This is a genomic window from Formivibrio sp. oc-25, from assembly GCF_055810895.1.
In genome coordinates this window covers 42,020-55,997 of record NZ_JBVVOL010000001.1, presented here as the reverse complement: position 1 = coordinate 55,997, position 13,978 = coordinate 42,020, and the positions used below count along the sequence as shown (strand labels likewise).

12 protein-coding genes are annotated in these 13,978 nt (G+C 56.5%); 8 read left to right on the top strand and 4 right to left on the bottom strand.

The window, feature by feature from the left end; genetic code table 11:
* Positions 1-8: 8 nt before the first annotated feature.
* The 7 genes from pdxA to AC0KVQ_RS00255 all read left to right on the top strand — a co-directional run bounded on the left by pdxA (position 9) and on the right by AC0KVQ_RS00255 (position 6,105).
* Entirely contained in the window at positions 9-1,004 is a 996-nt protein-coding gene (gene pdxA / locus AC0KVQ_RS00285; RefSeq protein WP_473419103.1) for a 4-hydroxythreonine-4-phosphate dehydrogenase PdxA, read from the top strand.
* Positions 1,001-1,801: a 16S rRNA (adenine(1518)-N(6)/adenine(1519)-N(6))-dimethyltransferase RsmA gene (gene rsmA, locus AC0KVQ_RS00280; protein WP_473419102.1), complete on the top strand. Its 801-nt coding sequence runs from the start codon at positions 1,001-1,003 to the stop codon at positions 1,799-1,801. The genes pdxA and rsmA overlap by 4 nt, the downstream gene beginning before the upstream one ends.
* A gap of 186 nt (positions 1,802-1,987) precedes the next feature.
* Entirely contained in the window at positions 1,988-2,728 is a 741-nt protein-coding gene (locus AC0KVQ_RS00275) for an amino acid ABC transporter ATP-binding protein (protein ID WP_473419101.1), read from the top strand.
* Between the two features lie 255 nt (positions 2,729-2,983).
* Positions 2,984-3,880 (top strand): glutamate/aspartate ABC transporter substrate-binding protein, encoded by an 897-nt coding sequence (locus AC0KVQ_RS00270; protein WP_473419100.1) that lies wholly within the window; start codon positions 2,984-2,986, stop codon positions 3,878-3,880.
* Positions 3,881-3,934: 54 nt separating this feature from the next.
* Positions 3,935-4,681, top strand: coding sequence for an amino acid ABC transporter permease (locus AC0KVQ_RS00265; RefSeq protein WP_473419099.1), 747 nt, complete (start codon positions 3,935-3,937; stop codon positions 4,679-4,681).
* Positions 4,681-5,358, top strand: a complete 678-nt coding sequence (locus tag AC0KVQ_RS00260) for an amino acid ABC transporter permease (protein WP_473419098.1) — start codon at positions 4,681-4,683, stop codon at positions 5,356-5,358. Before AC0KVQ_RS00265 ends, AC0KVQ_RS00260 begins: the two co-directional genes overlap by 1 nt.
* 12 nt (positions 5,359-5,370) lie before the next feature.
* Positions 5,371-6,105, top strand: a complete 735-nt coding sequence (locus AC0KVQ_RS00255; protein ID WP_473419097.1) for an amino acid ABC transporter ATP-binding protein — start codon at positions 5,371-5,373, stop codon at positions 6,103-6,105.
* A gap of 61 nt (positions 6,106-6,166) precedes the next feature.
* On the opposite strand, the gene AC0KVQ_RS00250 is transcribed toward AC0KVQ_RS00255, so the two are convergent.
* The 4 genes from AC0KVQ_RS00250 to AC0KVQ_RS00235 form a co-directional block, all read right to left on the bottom strand.
* Positions 6,167-8,788, bottom strand: a complete 2,622-nt coding sequence (locus tag AC0KVQ_RS00250) for a sensor domain-containing phosphodiesterase (RefSeq protein ID WP_473419096.1) — start codon at positions 8,786-8,788, stop codon at positions 6,167-6,169.
* A gap of 5 nt (positions 8,789-8,793) precedes the next feature.
* Positions 8,794-11,079 (bottom strand): type I DNA topoisomerase, encoded by a 2,286-nt coding sequence (gene topA, locus AC0KVQ_RS00245; RefSeq protein ID WP_473419095.1) that lies wholly within the window; start codon positions 11,077-11,079, stop codon positions 8,794-8,796.
* 85 nt (positions 11,080-11,164) lie between these two features.
* Complete coding sequence (dprA, locus tag AC0KVQ_RS00240; protein ID WP_473419094.1) at positions 11,165-12,265, bottom strand: DNA-processing protein DprA; 1,101 nt, start codon at positions 12,263-12,265, stop codon at positions 11,165-11,167.
* Between the two features lie 6 nt (positions 12,266-12,271).
* Positions 12,272-13,273, bottom strand: coding sequence for a LysM peptidoglycan-binding domain-containing protein (locus AC0KVQ_RS00235; RefSeq protein WP_473419093.1), 1,002 nt, complete (start codon positions 13,271-13,273; stop codon positions 12,272-12,274).
* A 173-nt stretch (positions 13,274-13,446) separates the two neighbouring features.
* Between AC0KVQ_RS00235 and def the strand changes: the two genes are divergently transcribed.
* The gene (def, locus tag AC0KVQ_RS00230) at positions 13,447-13,950 is read left to right on the top strand and encodes a peptide deformylase (protein ID WP_473419092.1); all 504 of its coding nucleotides are present in this window, start codon (positions 13,447-13,449) and stop codon (positions 13,948-13,950) included.
* Positions 13,951-13,978: the final 28 nt, after the last annotated feature.

The following is a 13,978-nucleotide window of genomic DNA, read 5'->3' as shown; positions in this document are numbered from 1 at the left end:
CAGCCATCATGCCTGACCGACCTCGACCTACCCTGCCTGTTCTGGCCATCACGACCGGCGAGCCTGCCGGCGTGGGGCCGGAACTGGCCGCCCGACTTGTCTCCCGCCACAACCCCGCCCGCATTGTCCTGCTCGGCGACCGCACGCTGCTCACGGAACGTGCCAGGCTGATTGGCCTCACACTTGATCTGCCGGAATACGATCCCGACCAGCCCCTGCCCGTCTCGGTATTGCATATCCCACTGAACACAACCAGCCTGCCGGGTAGGCTCGAACCAGCCAATGCCGGCTATGTACTGGGCTTGCTTGATCGCGCTATCGACGGCTGCCTGCAGGGGGAATTTGACGCCTTGGTCACGGCACCGCTGCACAAGGGCGTGATCAACGATGCATTCCCGGATCGGTATTTTTCCGGTCATACCGAATACCTGGCAGAGCGCTGCCACACCGAACATGTCGTCATGATGCTGGCCGGTGGCGGCTTGCGCGTAGCACTTGCGACCACGCATTTACCGCTCAAGGATGTAGCCGAAGCACTCACGCCGGAAACTCTCGGCCGAACGCTGCGCATCCTGCATGCCGATCTGCGTGACAAATTCGGCCTGCCCGAGCCGCGCATCCTCGTGGCCGGACTGAACCCGCACGCAGGCGAAGCCGGCCACATGGGTCGTGAGGAAATCGACGTGATCATTCCGGTACTTGACCAACTGCGCAAGGAAGGCATGCATCTGATTGGGCCGCTGCCCGCCGATACGCTTTTCACGCCACATCAACTTGCGCGCGGGGATGCACAACTTGCCATGTACCACGACCAGGGCCTGCCGGTACTCAAGTTCGCCAGCTTTGGTGCGGGCGTAAACATCACGCTGGGATTGCCCATCATCCGCACTTCGGTGGATCACGGCACGGCACTCGATCTGGCAGGTACCGGCCATGCCGAGCCGGGCAGCATGTTCACGGCAACAGAATTGGCCATTGAATTGGCAGCAAGGAAACACTCATGAAATCACATATTCCACGCAAACGTTTTGGCCAGAATTTTCTGCATGATCAAGGCGTGATCGCGGATATCCTGAATGCAGTCAGTCCGCAAAATGGCGATACTTTTGTCGAAATCGGCCCGGGCCTGGCTGCACTGACCCGTCCCTTGCTGGAACGCATCGAGCATCTGCATGCGGTTGAAATCGATCGCGATATCGTGGCGTATCTGAACGAGCATTTTTCGGCCGAGCGCCTGACCATTCATAACACGGATGCCCTGGCTTTTGATTTCGGCGCCCTGGCTGAAAAAATTGCCCCGCAAAACCGCATCCGCCTGATCGGCAACCTGCCCTACAACATTTCGACCCCCCTGCTGTTTCATCTGGCGAAATTCAGCCCGGTGATCGATGACATGCATTTCATGCTGCAAAAAGAGGTCGTCGATCGCATGGTGGCAGAGCCGGGTACGCCCGATTACGGACGGCTCAGCATCATGTTGCAATACCGCTTCGTGATGGATCGCGTGCTGGATGTGCCTCCCACGGCATTCAACCCACCGCCGAAGGTCGATTCTGCAGTGGTGCGCATGATCCCATGGCCGCAGCTGCCGTATCTGGCGCAGGATGAATTGCTGCTGGAAGAGGTCGTACAGACCGCATTTGCCCAGCGCCGCAAAACGCTGCGCAACAATCTGAAAGGCATTGCCAGCGACGCCGAACTGGAAGCGCTCGGCATTGATCCAGGTTGCCGCGCCGAAAATGTCAGTGTCGCGCAATATGTCAGTCTTGCGAACTATCTGTACCAGCGCACCAATCACTGAACCATATTGGTGCACAACCAGCACCAGCAGGCATTCCTGGTGCATGCCTCGTGATGCCTGTGCCAGTTCGGGTAATATCAGGCATTGGCCGAACTGGTCACGCATCACGACTACGGGTAAATCCCGCTTGTCGAGCCTGGCGGGTTTACGCAAAATGCCCGCGTTCTGTCCGGGAGTAGGTAGCAAATGATCCGTTTTCAAAAGGTCAACAAATGGTTCGGCCGTGATCACCATGTCCTGAAAAACATCACCCTCGAAATCAAGCAAGGTGAAGTGGTTGTGGTGTGTGGCCCTTCCGGCTCGGGCAAATCCACCCTGATCCGCACCATCAATCAGCTGGAACCCATCAACGATGGTGAAATCATCGTGGACGGCATCGCCGTCACCGACCCCAGGACCAATATCAACAAGGTTCGGGAGGAAGTCGGTTTTGTCTTCCAGCATTTCAACCTCTACCCGCACCTGACCGTGCTGGAAAACATCACGCTCGCGCCGATCCAGGTACGCAAGATGGAAAAGGCTGCAGCCGATGAACTGGCTTGCGAGCTATTGCAACGCGTGGGTCTGCTCAACAAAAAAGATGCCTATCCCTCGCAATTGTCGGGTGGGCAGCAACAGCGCGTCGCGATCGCCCGCGGCTTGGCCATGCGCCCCAAGGTGATGCTGTTCGATGAGCCCACCTCGGCGCTTGATCCGGAAATGATTGGTGAAGTACTTAAGGTCATGCAGGACCTGGCCGAATCGGGCATGACCATGGTCGTGGTCACCCACGAAATGGGATTTGCGCGTGAAGTATCGGATCGCGTTATCTTCCTTGATCATGGCGAAATTCTCGAAGATGCCAAACCTGAAGACTTCTTCACCAATCCGCAACACGAGCGCGCTCGCCAGTTCCTGCGCCAGATCCTGGCACCAATGCACCAATAAGGTGCAATAAAACAGCGATTGGATCAGTCGGCCTGCAGAAAACAGGCCGCTTCTTTAGTCAGCCTGTATGGCTCGTACCGCAAGAAACAAATTCGGGATAAATTCTTTCCCGAAATCAACCCCATGCTTTCAGCATAAAAATAACACCGCCAGAACACTTGGGGATTTCCCTAACAAGCATCCAATATCAGTCTTACTGGCCTGATAATTGCTCTTTGTTGTTGGTTTTCTCACATCCATCCCCGGAGACTAGTCATGAAGAAGAATTTGATCATCGCTGTTGCCATCGCCAGCCTGTTCTCTGGCGCGCAAGCTGCGGAATTGACCGGCACCCTGAAAAAAATCAAGGACAGCGGCACCATTACGCTTGCCCACCGCGACTCGTCCATTCCTTTTTCCTACCTGAGCGGTGATGCCACCCCGATTGGTTTTTCGATGGATATTGCCAATGCCATCGTTGACGAAGTGAAGAAAGAACTCAAGCTGCCGAATATCAAGGTCAACTACACCTTGGTCACTTCGCAAACCCGCATCCCGCTGATTCAAAATGGTACGGCTGATCTGGAATGCGGCTCCACCACCAACAATCTGGAACGTCAGAAGCAGGTTGCCTTCACCAATGGCTTCTTCAAGGTTGCAACCCGCCTGCTGGCCAAGAAAAACTCCGGCATCAAGGATTTCGCTGATCTGGCTGGCAAGAATGTCGTGACCACCGCTGGCACCACTTCAGAGCGCCTGCTCAAGAAGCTCAATGAAGACAAACAGTTGGGCATGAAGATCATCAGCGACAAGGATCATGGCGAATCGTTCCTGATGCTCGAATCGAACCGTGCCGTGGCGTTCATGATGGATGATGTGCTGCTGGCAGGTGAAATGGCAAAAGCCAAGAACCCGGCTGACTGGACCATCGTCGGTACGCCGCAATCGTATGAAATCTATGGCTGCATGGTGCGCAAGGATGATCCGGCCTTCAAGGCCGTGGCAGATCGTGCGCTGGCCAATTTCTACAAGAGTGGTCGTGTCAACACTTCCTACAACAAGTGGTTCCAACAGCCGATTCCGCCCAAGGGCCTGAACATGAGCTTTGCGATGAGTGATGGCCTGAAGGAATTGATCACCAAGCCGACCGATAAGTCTGCCGAAGAAATGTAATCAGCCACACCAGACCGGGCAGGGGCTTCCCTGCCCGCTTAGCGGAGTCAATCTATGAACTACAACTGGGATTGGGGCGTTTTCTTCAAGTCCACCGGCATAGGCACGGAGGTCTACCTGGACTGGTTTATCGCCGGCCTGGGCTGGACCGTTGCCCTGTCACTATCCGGCTGGCTCATCGCCCTGATACTGGGATCGCTGCTCGGGGTCATGCGCACCTTGCCGCAGCGCAGCCTGGCCAGCATCAGCGCAACGTACGTCAACCTGTTTCGCAACGTGCCACTGCTGGTACAACTGTTTATCTGGTACTTCATCGTGCCGGACTATCTGCCGGAAAGTATCGAGATCTGGTTCAAGCAGGACCTGACGCCGGAAGTCTCGGCCTTTGTCAGCGTAGTGATCTGCCTGGGATTGTTTACCGCCGCACGCGTATGCGAGCAGGTGCGCACCGGCATTGAAGCCTTGCCCCGCGGCCAGGTCAATGCGGCCAAGGCACTTGGACTGACGCAATGGCAGGCCTATCGCCATGTCCTGCTGCCACAGGCGTTTCGCATCATCATCCCGCCACTCACATCCGAATTCCTGAACATCTTCAAGAATTCATCCGTCGCTTCGCTGATCGGCCTCATGGACTTGCTGGCCCAGACCAAACAGACCGCCGAGTTCACCGCCAACCTGTTTGAAGCCTTCACGCTGGCGACCATCATCTATTTCATTCTGAACATGAGCCTGATGCTGCTGATGCGCTGGCTGGAAAAGCGTGTACGTGTGCCGGGCCTGATCGCACTGGGAGGCAAATAATGGATTTTTCTAGCATTGTTACCGCGCTTCCCAGTTTGCTGCAGGGCATGTGGGTGACGCTGCAACTGCTGACATTCGCCGTGGTGGGAGGGGTCGTCCTGGGTACGCTGTTGGCCCTGGCACGTCTGTCGAGCAACCGCACGCTGTCTTTCCTGGCCGGTTTTTACGTCAATTATTTTCGCTCGATTCCCTTGCTGCTGGTCATCACCTGGTTCTACTTCATCGTGCCGTTCATGATTGGCTGGATGACCGGCAAGATGCAGCCCATCGGGGCGTTTACCTCGTCGATCATCGCTTTCATGATGTTCGAGGCGGCCTATTACTGCGAGATTGTACGTGCCGGCATCCAGTCGATCCCGAAGGGTCAGGTCAATGCCGCCTATGCGCTGGGCCTGGATTACCGCCAGACCATGCGCCTGGTGATCCTGCCGCAGGCATTTCGCAAGATGGCGCCGCTGTTGTTGCAACAGAGCATCATCCTGTTTCAGGATACGTCGCTGGTCTATGCGGTCGGCCTGATGGATTTCCTGAACACTGCCCGCTCGCGCGGCGATATTACCGGCCAGCTGCATGAATTCCTGATCTTTGCCGGCGTTGTGTATTTTGTATTCAGTTTCATTGCATCGCGGTTGGTCAATCGTCTGCAGTTGAAATTCGCCGTTGCCAAGTCGCATTGAGGATGAACCGAAATGATTGAAATCAAGAATGTTTCCAAATGGTATGGCAGCTTCCAGGTACTGACTGACTGCTCGACATCGGTCAAGAAGGGGGAGGTTGTCGTGGTCTGCGGCCCATCCGGCTCGGGCAAATCTACCCTGATCAAATGTGTCAACGCGCTGGAGCCTTTCCAGAAAGGCGAAATCATTGTCAACAACATCGCGGTGGGCAATCCGAAAACCAACCTGCCCAAACTGCGCAGCCGCGTGGGCATGGTGTTCCAGCACTTTGAGCTGTTTCCGCATCTTTCCATCGTCGACAACCTGTGCCTCGCCCAGGTTGAGGTTCTGGGGCGCGGTCGCGAGGAAGCCGTGGAAAAAGGCTTGGCACTACTTGATCGGGTGGGACTGAAAGCACATGCCGACAAGCATCCGGGCCAGCTCTCGGGCGGTCAGCAACAGCGTGTAGCCATAGCCCGGGCACTCGCCATGGATCCGATCTGCATGCTGTTTGACGAACCCACTTCGGCACTCGATCCGGAAATGATCAATGAGGTGCTCGATGTCATGGTCGAACTTGCCCGCGAAGGCATGACCATGATGGTGGTCACGCACGAAATGGGCTTTGCCCACCAGGTAGCCAACCGCGTGATTTTCATGGACCACGGCCAGATCATCGAAGACGCCAGCAAGGAAGAATTCTTCGGCGCCCCGCGCTCGGAACGCGCACAGCAGTTCCTGTCCAAGATCCTGCATCACTGCAATTGATTTGTACCGATCACTATACGTACCAACGGCCTCCTTGCGAGGCCGTTTTCATGCAGTCGGATCAATGGCTGCTCTTGGGCGTCACACCCAGTCGCAACATCAATTCAGCAACGGCGGCAGGCACCGGTTCACTGTAGTAGAAGCCCTGCATTCCGCGCACACCCATGCGCTGCAGGCACTGGGCAACTTCGCGGGTTTCGATGCCTTCTGCCACGATCTTGAGCTTCAGCAATTGTGCCAGCTGAACGATGGCATGCATGACCGCACGGCCATCCTCGGCATGCAGACGCTGCGCAAAGGCGCTGTCTATCTTGATGAACTGGATTGGCATCTCATGCAGCTGTGACAACGATGAGTAGCCGGTGCCGAAATCATCGATGGCAATCCGGAAACCCGCCTCGACCAACTGGCGCAGGTGCTTCATCTGGCGGGCATGATCGGTCAGTGCAACCGATTCGGTAATCTCAAGAATGATGTCATGCGGGCGCAGACCGAATCCGGACAAGCGCCCCAGCATGTCGGCCACAAAACTGGTGGAATAGAGTTGGCTGCGTGAAATATTCACCGTAATCGGTTGTGTGAGCCCGGCCTGGCGCCAGCAGGCCAGTTGGCCCAAACCGCGCTCCAGCACACGGCCGGACAACTCCTGAATCAGGCCATTTTTCTCCGCCAGCGGGATGAACAGCTCAGGGCTGATCCAGCCGCCCTTGCCATCCGGCCAGCGCGCGAGTGTCTCCAGCGCCAGCACGGCACCGGTTCCGGCATCGACGATGGGCTGGTAAAAAACCTGCAGGCTGTCATCCTGAATCGCTCCGGACAAGCGCGACTGCATGGCCATGTTCTCGCGCCCGAACACCTTGAAATGCACGATATCCGAGTAAAAACACACACTGTTGCGCCCGGCATTCTTGGCGTGGTACATGGTGTGGTCAGCCGCAGACAGCAACTCCTCTGCCGATGCGGCATTGTCGGGGTAGACGGCAAAACCGACACTGATGGTCGGATGTGCCTCCTGCCCCTCCAGCATCACCCCCTGCTGGGCAGCCTGGCGCAGGGATTCTGCCAACTCGCGCAGATTATCGGGCTCGGTCAGGCCCGGCACCAATGCCACGAACTCATCGCCCCCCCAGCGGGCGAGCATGCCCTTGCCCTGCAGCACGCGGGAAAGCCTGCTGGCCACATTGACCAGCAAATCATCCCCAGCCTTATGACCCAAGGCATCGTTCACTTGCTTGAAGTGATCGAGGTCGATAAATCCCAGCGCGACCTTACCCGCACATCGGCTGGCCTGGTCGATAACCTGGCGCAAGGAACTGTCCAGATGCGCCCGATTGGGCAAGCGTGTCAGAGTATCGTAATGCGCGAGCTGGCTGATGCGCTGCTCGCTCAAATAAGAAGCTGTGATATCGCGCAACACACCCCGCATACCTTGCACATTTCCGGTGGGGTCGTAGTGGGCAATCAGCTTGGCTTCCACCCATATCGGCTCTTGCTGATGGCGCAACAGTCTGAAACGTTGGTTACTGGCGGTTTCGGCATCAAGCAAACCTGCCAGAACCGCGCCAAGCCGCTCACGATCCGTGGCGTCCACCAATTCCAGCAGCGATTGCCCCAGGTCGCTCCGCTCCGCCCCATCAGGCAAACCACGCAAGCGTGCCCAAGCTGGTGTTGTGGCCAGCAAATCCGCACCAGGAGACAAATCGATGACGGCCTCTTCCAGCAGATTGAGCGTATCCAGCATGGTTTTGCGCTGCATCGCTTCCTGCATCATTTCCGATGCATCCTGCACCATGGCAACCGCATGCACCTGATCATCGGTCTGTACCGGGCTGAGCCGGACCTGCAAATACACCGGCGCCGTGGCGCCCTGGCATACCGTATTGACCTGCACGGTTCGCAGGTCTTGCAGCACCTGCGGCAACACGGCGGCGATTTCATTTGCCAGCGCCGCAGGCAGTGCCTTGCCAAAATGCATGCCCTCGATCTGCTCTGCAGCAGGCAGCGCCGGATGTTCAGACCAGACCTTGACGATCAAGCCTGCATCATTCAGCTCAAACACCATATCCTGTGTGGCACTGATCAATGCCAGTACCCGCTGCCGGCTGGCCTCGATTTCCTGTTCGGCGCGCTGCTTCAAGACAGCCTGAGCGAAAACATTGGCCAGCATGGACAGAAAATGCAGTTCGACCGAACCGCGCCTTACTTCTTTGCCGGCATCCAGCAGGGCAATGAATCCGAATGGCAAACCACGATTGAGCAAGGGCAGGCAAATGACGCGCGTAACCCCATAAGGGATCAGCATTTTTCTGGCAGGTGCCGACAAGGCCAACAAGGGCTGGTTCAGCACCATGCCGGCCTCCAGAATATCTGCTAGCGCCTGCAGATCTTCATATCGGATCAGCCGGAATGCACTTTCCGGGATAGTTGCACGGGATTGCGGATGCAGCCAGTGGCAGGCTAGCCTGGCCGTTTCCCGGCCAGGGGCATCAAGGTACAAGGCCCCGACCGAGCAATTGCAGGCATCAACGACCAGGGAGAGCGCTTCGCACAGCACATCGGAAGCGCCCGGCTCCATCAGGGTTGCCACGACCGCCTCGAACGCTTCGAAATAATGCTGGTGCAAGCCAAGAGGCTCGGCAGCCTGCTGCGTAGCACTTTCCAACAGGATCGGACGGGTCAGCATGGCGGCTATTTGGGTGCTGGTGGTTCGATCACTTCGCTATAGCCACATTCCTTTTGCGGGCATACCTTTTCCGTGCCACGACGCTTGGTGATCTTGATGGTCAGGACCGGCCAGCCACACTTCGGACACGTCTCAGAGATCGGGGGATTCCACGTGGCGTAGGTGCACTTCGGATAGGTATTGCACGAATAGAAAAGCTTGCCATAACGGCTCTTGCGCTCGATCAGGCTACCCTTGTGGCATTGCGGGCACTCGACTCCGGTATCTCGGGGCTTCTCCAGAGGTTCAATATGCTTGCACTTCGGATAGTTCGAGCAACCGATGAACTTGCCATAACGCCCGGATTTGATATGCAGGGCTGAACCGCACTCCGGGCAGGTTCTATCCGGCACGACTTCCGGTTCGACCGGCGCCGATTCAGCATCCTCGCCCAGATTGCGCGTGTAAGTGCATTCCGGATAACCCGTGCAGCTGATGAAGCGCCCGCGCTTGCCGAGCTTGATCGCCAGCTTCTTGCCGCATTTCGGACAATCCTCGTCGATTTCTTCCTGCGTCACTTCCTTGCGCGACAGCGTCAGCTTTTCTTCGCAGAGTTTGTGGAAACGTCCCCAGAATTCGTCGAGTACAGGAATCCATTCGCGCTCACCGGTCGACACTTCATCGAGCTTGTCTTCGAGTTTGGCGGTGAAGTTGTAATCGACGTACTGGGTGAAATGCTCCGTCAGGAATTTGTTGACTACTTCGCCAGTGTCGGTCGGCGTGAAACGCTTCTTGTCGAGGATGACGTATTCGCGATCTTTCAGCGTCGAGATGATCGAGGCATAAGTCGAAGGCCGGCCAATGCCGAACTCTTCGAGCGACTTGACCAGACTGGCTTCGGTATAGCGCGGCGGCGGCTGGGTGAAATGCTGTTCGCCGTAGAGCTTGTCTACCGGCAATTCATCGCCGACTTCCAGCACCGGCAGGCGGGCCTCATCGTTCTCATCGCCTTCGACGTCGTCGGCATCTTCCTGATACACCGCGATAAAACCGGGGAAGACCAGGGTCTGGCCCGTGGCACGGAATACTCCCTCGCCTACCTGGATATCCACGGCGACCGTATCGAATTTGGCCGGCGTCATCTGGCATGCCAGCGTGCGCTTCCAGATCATCTGGTAGAGCTTGAACTGATCCGGCGTCAGGAAGGCCTTGACCTTCTCCGGCGCATGGAAAATCGAGGTCGGACGGATGGCCTCGTGGGCTTCCTGAGCATTTTTCGATTTGTTGCGGTAGGTCACCGGCGAATTGGGCAGGTATTCCTTGTCGAAATTCTGACCGATGTAATCACGCAACTCGGCAATTGCTTCGTTGGCCAACGCTACCGAATCGGTACGCATATACGTGATCAAACCCACCGTGCCACTGCCGATATCGATACCTTCGTACAGTTGCTGTGCCGTACGCATCGCGCGGTCAGTCGTCATGCCGAGCTTGCGCACTGCTTCCTGCTGCAGGGTGGAGGTGGTAAAGGGGGCTGCCGCACTGCGCGACTTCTTTTTCTTCTCGACATTACGGACAGCAGCCGACTGTCCTTCCAGTGCTTTCAGTACATCGGCCTGGCTTGTTTCATTGGGCAAATCGAACTGCTCGAGCTTTTTACCCTGCCATTCATTGAGCTTGGCAGAAAACTTCTGGCGCCCCTTGTGGCTGTCCAGATGCAGTGTCCAGTACTCCTGCGCAGTAAAGGCGCGGATTTCGATTTCACGCTCACAGATCAGGCGCAAGGCCGGACTCTGCACGCGGCCCGCAGACAAACCCTGGCGCACCTTGCGCCACAAGAGCGGAGAAAGATTGAAACCAACCAGATAATCGAGCGCGCTGCGCGCCTGCTGGGCATTGACCAGATTGCTGTCGATATCGCGCGGGTTGGCCACAGCGTTGAGCACCGCCCCTTCGGTAATCTCGTGGAATACCACGCGCTTGAACGTACGGTCACCGCCGGTCAGTTTCTTGCCCTTCAGGATTTCCATGATATGCCAGGAAATCGCCTCGCCTTCACGGTCCGGGTCAGTCGCCAGATAAACATTCTGGGCACCCTTGACCGCATCGCAGATGGCATCGACATGCTTCTTGTTGCGATCGATGATCATGTACTTCATCTTGAAGTCATGGTCGACATCAACTGAACCATCCTTGCGTACCAGTCCGCGCACATGCCCGTAGGAAGCCAGGATCTGGAAATCCTTGCCCAGATATTTTTGCAGGGTTTTTGCCTTTGAAGGCGATTCAACAATCAGCAGGTTGGCTGGCATGGTCTGGTGTTACTTTGTTCCAAGAAGGTTGATAGATATCCGTCACCGCGCTTTATAGCGTAAAAAACCTGCTTGCGACAGAGGATCAGCATATACGCTGGTAACGACCACCCGGCAAGACAGCGATTTTTCCTGCCAATTCCAGCGATAGCAAAGTTGCCATCAGTGTGTCAGTGGCCATGCTGGCCCGCACGGCCAGCGTATCGGTATCGACCGGATCCCAGCCCATCTGCACTAGCAGGGCTGCATCCGGTGCGGTTGCCACATCCGTATCGGATACAGCAGACGAGGCAGGCACAAACAGCGAAGGCGAAGCGAGCTCGTCATGAATATCCTGCGCCGATTCAACCAGCTTGGCCCCATCCTTGATCAGCCGATGACAACCCTTGCTCTGCGGTGAATGGATAGACCCCGGAATGGCAAAGACCTCGCGCCCCAGCTCTGCCGCCTGCTTGGCGGTGATCAGCGAACCGCTGCCCAGCGTCGCCTCGACCACCAGGCAGCCAACGCCCAAGGCAGCGATCAGGCGATTACGCCGTGGAAAGTGTTCGGATTTGGGCGGGCTGCCCAACACGAACTCCGACACCAGCGCACCCTGCTGCGCGATCTGATGCGCCAATGCACGATTCGCGGCCGGATACACGCGATCAAGCCCTGTTCCTACCACGGCAACGGTTGAGCCGGTCCCGGTCAAACCACCCCGGTGTGCCGCAGCATCGATACCTGCCGCCAATCCGCTGACAATGGTATAGCCGGTGCGCGACAGGTCAGCCGCAAAGGCTTCGGCATTTCCCAGCCCCTGTGGCGTTGCCTGTCGACTGCCAACCAGAGCGATGGCGGAATGTGAAAGCCAGGCTGGATCACCTTTGACAAAAATGCATGTGGGGGCATCAGGCAAATCCAGCAAAGAACGCGGGTAATTGGCATCCGCCAGGGTAAGCAGATGATTGCCATCATCGGCCAGCCATTGCTGATGCAGCTGCAATTCCGGCCAAGTCTGGCGGGAAGCCGCATCATGCAGCAGTACAATTTGCGACGGCTCGAGAAAATCCTTCAAACTGATCGCCGATGCACCCAGCACTGCCTCGGGCGAACCATACTGACGCAACAGCTTCAGGCGCGTGCGGCATCCCAGCGGAACCAGCACGAACCGCAGCCAGTGCTCGGCATCAGCAACCAGCGGCAAGCCGCATTACTCCGTTGCGGCGCGACCGATTACCGAGTCGCCCACATTGACAGGCAAGGTACTGTCGAGCAAGAGCCCGTATGCGAGCTGGGGGAATATGCGATAAACAAACAGATTGGCATTCTTCACAGGTGGTGTTTTGCGTGCAGGCTCACCCTTTTCCGCAACAACGGGCACACCCTGCTTGTAGACAAACAGGACATTGCCTACCTCGAGGCCATCGTCTGCACCACGATTGATGACCACCGTGGTATAGCTGGCAGCATCTGCCACGGCACCATAGGTGGATATCACCTTGCCTTCCAGCGCACGCGCCGGCAGCCGGGGCATGTAGTTAATGAACATCTGCTCATTGGCACGTACCAGACGATTGCCGATCGCGATTTCTTCCTTGGCACGCAAGACCTTCAGTGTGGATACCTCTCCCACCCCATCCACGCGCACATCACCCAGATAATTGACCTCATGGCCAATCACTTTCTTGGTATCCGGATCAACCAAGGTTTTGCCATCGCGGAAAACCTGCCACACCTCACCCGGCTTTGCCTCCAGGTTGACGGCGTAAACCGTATCTCCAGCACTGAAGATGACACGGTTGTCATAGGCAGCGGCGATACGCGGTGCTTTGCGGAAGGTTTCGGGATCAAGCACCTGCGGCCGCTTCAGGAAAGGCTCGATGGCGGACGGCGATATGCTGGCAATCGCCTCGCCTTCAAGGCTTGATTCACGCACCCGCGGGGAAAGTCTTTGTTCGTCGCCAAGCTTGCCGGACCGCAGCAGCTTGAGCCGGGGCAAATCCCCGCTGCGATCAAGCACGATCACATCCCCGGGATAGATCCAGTGCGGGTCCTTGATTTCCGCCTTGTTGAGCTGCCAGATCTCGGGCCAGCGCCAGGGTTGTTTCAGAAAACGTCCGGAAATATCCCATAGCGTATCGCCCTTGACCACGACATAACGATCCGGCACGTTGTCCTGCAATTGAAGTACATCCGCCCAAGCGGCGCTCATACAACTTCCAGCAAAAATCAGCGATATAATTGACTTGCGCATGGTTGTACCCAATTCTGGTTCCTTAAGCGATCAGCTAAAAAAGCCACCCTTTTTTGTAATTCATTTAACGGGGCTGTGGCAAGAAATTCAATCGATTCTGCATACAAACCCCTGCACTGGCAAGAAAACACATGGCACTTCTAAACATTTTGCACTATCCGGACGAACGCCTGCACAAAATAGCCAAACCCGTACGGGAATTCGGGCCGGATTTACAACAACTTATCGATGACATGGCCGAAACCATGTATGCCGCCCCTGGAATCGGCCTGGCCGCCACCCAGGTGGATCAGCATATCCGGCTGTTGATCGTCGATCTTTCCGAAGAAAAGAATGCCCTGCAGGTATTCATCAACCCGGAAATCCTCAACAGGGAAGGTGAAGAAACCTGCGAGGAAGGCTGTCTGTCGGTACCCGGCATTTACGAGAAAGTGACACGCGCAGAGCAAATCACCTTGCGCGCGCTTGACCGGCAAGGCAAGCCGTTCGAATTGCATGCCGACGGCTTGCTCTCGGTCTGCCTGCAGCATGAAATCGACCATCTGGATGGTAAGGTATTCGTGGAAAAGCTCTCTCGCCTGAAACTGAACCGGATCGTCCAGAAACTGAAAAAAGAACAAAAAAAGAATATGTAAGCGCTTGTCCCAAGCCTGCTCTTTCGAA

Excerpts from the sequence above, each read along its gene's own strand:
- pdxA (WP_473419103.1), top strand. The coding sequence starts at position 9 with ATGCCTGACCGACCTCGACCTACCCTGCCTGTTCTGGCCATCACGACC.
- rsmA (WP_473419102.1), top strand. The coding sequence starts at position 1,001 with ATGAAATCACATATTCCACGCAAACGTTTTGGCCAGAATTTTCTGCAT.
- AC0KVQ_RS00275 (WP_473419101.1), top strand. The coding sequence starts at position 1,988 with ATGATCCGTTTTCAAAAGGTCAACAAATGGTTCGGCCGTGATCACCAT.
- AC0KVQ_RS00270 (WP_473419100.1), top strand. The coding sequence starts at position 2,984 with ATGAAGAAGAATTTGATCATCGCTGTTGCCATCGCCAGCCTGTTCTCT.
- AC0KVQ_RS00265 (WP_473419099.1), top strand. The coding sequence starts at position 3,935 with ATGAACTACAACTGGGATTGGGGCGTTTTCTTCAAGTCCACCGGCATA.
- AC0KVQ_RS00260 (WP_473419098.1), top strand. The coding sequence starts at position 4,681 with ATGGATTTTTCTAGCATTGTTACCGCGCTTCCCAGTTTGCTGCAGGGC.
- AC0KVQ_RS00255 (WP_473419097.1), top strand. The coding sequence starts at position 5,371 with ATGATTGAAATCAAGAATGTTTCCAAATGGTATGGCAGCTTCCAGGTA.
- AC0KVQ_RS00250 (WP_473419096.1), bottom strand. The coding sequence starts at position 8,788 with ATGCTGACCCGTCCGATCCTGTTGGAAAGTGCTACGCAGCAGGCTGCC.
- topA (WP_473419095.1), bottom strand. The coding sequence starts at position 11,079 with ATGCCAGCCAACCTGCTGATTGTTGAATCGCCTTCAAAGGCAAAAACC.
- AC0KVQ_RS00235 (WP_473419093.1), bottom strand. The coding sequence starts at position 13,273 with ATGAGCGCCGCTTGGGCGGATGTACTTCAATTGCAGGACAACGTGCCG.
- def (WP_473419092.1), top strand. The coding sequence starts at position 13,447 with ATGGCACTTCTAAACATTTTGCACTATCCGGACGAACGCCTGCACAAA.